Below are 2,513 nucleotides of genomic sequence, written 5' to 3'. Positions count from 1 at the left end.
CGCCTCGCGGCCTGGCTGGCCGAGGGCCCGCGCGCTGCCGTGGTCGACGCAGCGCCGCCGGACGATCCGCTGTCGGCCCGCGAGCGCGAGGTGATGGCCCTGCTGGCCGAGGGCCAGAGCAACAAGCTCATCGCCCGCGCGCTGGGCCTCAGCCTACACACCGTGAAGCGCCACGTGGCCAACATCCTCACCAAGCTGGCGCTCGACAGTCGCACCCAGGCGGCGGCCTACTGGCACCGGCGCTGAGCCGCCCGCGCCGGGCGGAACGGGCGTTCCGAAAGACGTTCGACGACATCGAACGTTTGCATCGAAAGCGTGGCACGGCTTCCCGGGCCCGGTCGACGACGATGCATTCATGGCGACGGCGGCCGATCTTCCTGATCTCGCTGCTTCGTTCGCCACCCAGCTCAGGAGACCTCTCATGAATCGCTTCGACAACCAGACCGTGCTCGTCACCGGCGGCAGCAGCGGCATCGGCCTGCGGCCGCCAAGGCCTACGCCGGCGAGGGCGCCCGCGTCGTGATCACCGGCCGCGACGAGAAGGCGCTGGCGCGTGCCCGGGACGACATCGGCCGCGGCGCCATCGCGCTGCGCAACGACGCCGGCAGCGTGGCGGAAGCCGGCGCCTGGCGGAGGCCCTGCAGGCACAGGGCATCGAACTGGACGCCGTGTTCATCAACGCCGGCGTGGCGCGCTTCGCGCCGTTCGCCGAGGTGTCTGAGTCGCTGTGGGACGACACCTTCGCCGCCAACGTCAAGGGCCCGTACTTCCAGATCCAGGCGCTGGCGCCGCTGCTGCGCCCGGGCGCCGCGATCGTGATCAACGGTTCCATCAACGCCCACATCGGCATGCCCAACTCCTCGGTGTACGCCGCGAGCAAGGCAGCGCTGATCTCGCTCGCCAAGACGCTGTCGGCCGAGCTGCTGCCGCGCGGCGCGCGCGTCAACGTGGTCAGCCCGGGGCCGATCTCGACGCCGCTGTACGGCAAGCTGGGTCTGGACGCGGCGACGCTGCAGGCCACCGCGGCCACCATCCAGGCGCAGATCCCGGTGGGTCGTTTCGGCACGCCCGAGGAACTGGCTTCGACGGTGCTGCACCTGTCGGCCCGGGAGTCGGCGTTCATCGTGGGCGCGGAACTCATCGTCGACGGGGGCATGAGCACCCTGTAACCTCGGTCCATGCTGTCTCAGGACGAACTCGCGATGCTGCAGGCCATCCGCGCCAGCGGCAGCCTGTCGAAGGCGGCGGCGCGGCTGGGCAAGGCGCCTTCGACCCTGTCGCATGCGGCGCGGCAACTGGAGGCTCGCTACGACGCGCTGCTGTTCGACCGGCGGCGCTACCGGCTCGAACTCACGCCGGCGGGCCGGCTGCTGGCTGAGGAGGCCGAGCGCCTGCTGGGCGACATGGGGCGCCTGAACACCCGCGTGCGCCAGATCGCCAGCGGCTGGGAAGACCGGCTCGGCATCGTGACGGACGAGCTGCTCGAGTTCCAGACGCTGCTGCCCGTCATCGCGGATTTCGACCGCCTGAAATCGGGCGTGGGGTTGCGCATCACCCACGAGGTGCTCGGCGGCACCTGGGGCGCGCTGCGCGATGGCCGGGCCGACCTGGTGATCGGCGCGACCAACGAGCCGCCGGCGATTCCCCGGCTGCGCTGGTTCGAGCTCGGCGTGATGGACTGGGTCTTCGCCGTGGGCTCGCGCCACCCGCTGGCCGGTGCGACCGAGCCGCTGCCGCGCGAGGTGATCCAGCAGCACCGCGCCGCCGTGGTGGCCGACACCTCGCGCGACGCCGGTACGCGGACCTACGGCGTGCACGGCGGGCAGGCGCAGCTGGCGGTGCCGAGCATGGCAGCCAAGATCGCCGCCCAGCGGGCCGGGCTGGCCGTGGGCTGGCTGCCACGGCAGCGGGTCGCGGCACTGCTGGCGAGCGGCGAGCTGGTGGAGAAGAAGACGGCCGACCCGCGCGAGCCCAACACGCTCTACGTCGCCTGGCGCGGCGAGCACAGCGGCAAGGCGCTGGCCTGGTGGGTCGAGCGCCTGCGCGAGCCGCGGCTGATGAAGCGCCTGGTGAACGGCCTGGAGGTCCGGTAGCCGGACGCTCAGGCCTCCGGCAACGCTGCCAGCACCGCCGCGCTCGGCGCGTGCCAGCCGACGATGGCGCCCTGCGCCGCGATCATCTCCAGCACCGCGGCCTTGTAGGCCGGGAAGTAGCTCTCGGTGCCGTCTTCCACCAGCAGGCCGTCGTAGCCGCGGTCGTTGGCCTCGCGCATCGAGGTCTGCACGCAGACCTCGGTGGTCACGCCGGTGAACACCAGGTGGCTCACGCCCAGCGCCTGCAGCCGCTCGTGCAGGCCGGTGGCCCAGAACATGCCCTTGCCGGGCTTGTCGATCACGATCTCGCCGGGCTGCGGCGCCAGCGCCGCGATGATCTCGGTGCCGGGCTCGCCGCTGATCAGCAGCCGGCCCATCGGCCCCGGGTCGCCGATGCGCAGCGTGGGCGCGCCGCGCAGG

3 protein-coding genes and 1 pseudogene are annotated in these 2,513 nt (G+C 72.3%); 3 read left to right on the top strand and 1 reads right to left on the bottom strand.

Going from position 1 to position 2,513, the window contains the following annotated elements; genetic code table 11:
• From x551_RS21050 to x551_RS21040, 3 genes and pseudogenes are all read left to right on the top strand, one after another.
• The coding region (locus x551_RS21050) for a helix-turn-helix transcriptional regulator (RefSeq protein WP_161728116.1) at positions 1–246 on the top strand (246 nt) is incomplete at its 5' end.
• A 175-nt stretch (positions 247–421) separates the two neighbouring features.
• Positions 422–1,169 (top strand): annotated as a pseudogene (locus x551_RS21045) (SDR family oxidoreductase).
• A 9-nt stretch (positions 1,170–1,178) separates the two neighbouring features.
• Positions 1,179–2,093 carry a LysR family transcriptional regulator gene (locus tag x551_RS21040; RefSeq protein ID WP_036236036.1) on the top strand — a complete coding sequence of 305 codons (915 nt, stop codon included), beginning with the start codon at positions 1,179–1,181 and terminating at the stop codon, positions 2,091–2,093.
• Between the two features lie 8 nt (positions 2,094–2,101).
• On the opposite strand, the gene x551_RS21035 is transcribed toward x551_RS21040, so the two are convergent.
• On the bottom strand, positions 2,102–2,513 hold a 412-nt coding region (locus tag x551_RS21035; RefSeq protein ID WP_036250999.1), incomplete at its 5' end, for a cysteine hydrolase.

The organism is Methylibium sp. T29, from assembly GCF_000576205.1.
GTDB lineage: Bacteria > Pseudomonadota > Gammaproteobacteria > Burkholderiales > Burkholderiaceae_C > Methylibium > Methylibium petroleiphilum.
The sequence above is the reverse complement of the archived record's forward strand: the minus strand, read 5'-3'. Positions and strand labels throughout refer to the sequence as shown.

Excerpts from the sequence above, each read along its gene's own strand:
- x551_RS21040 (WP_036236036.1), top strand. The coding sequence starts at position 1,179 with ATGCTGTCTCAGGACGAACTCGCGATGCTGCAGGCCATCCGCGCCAGC.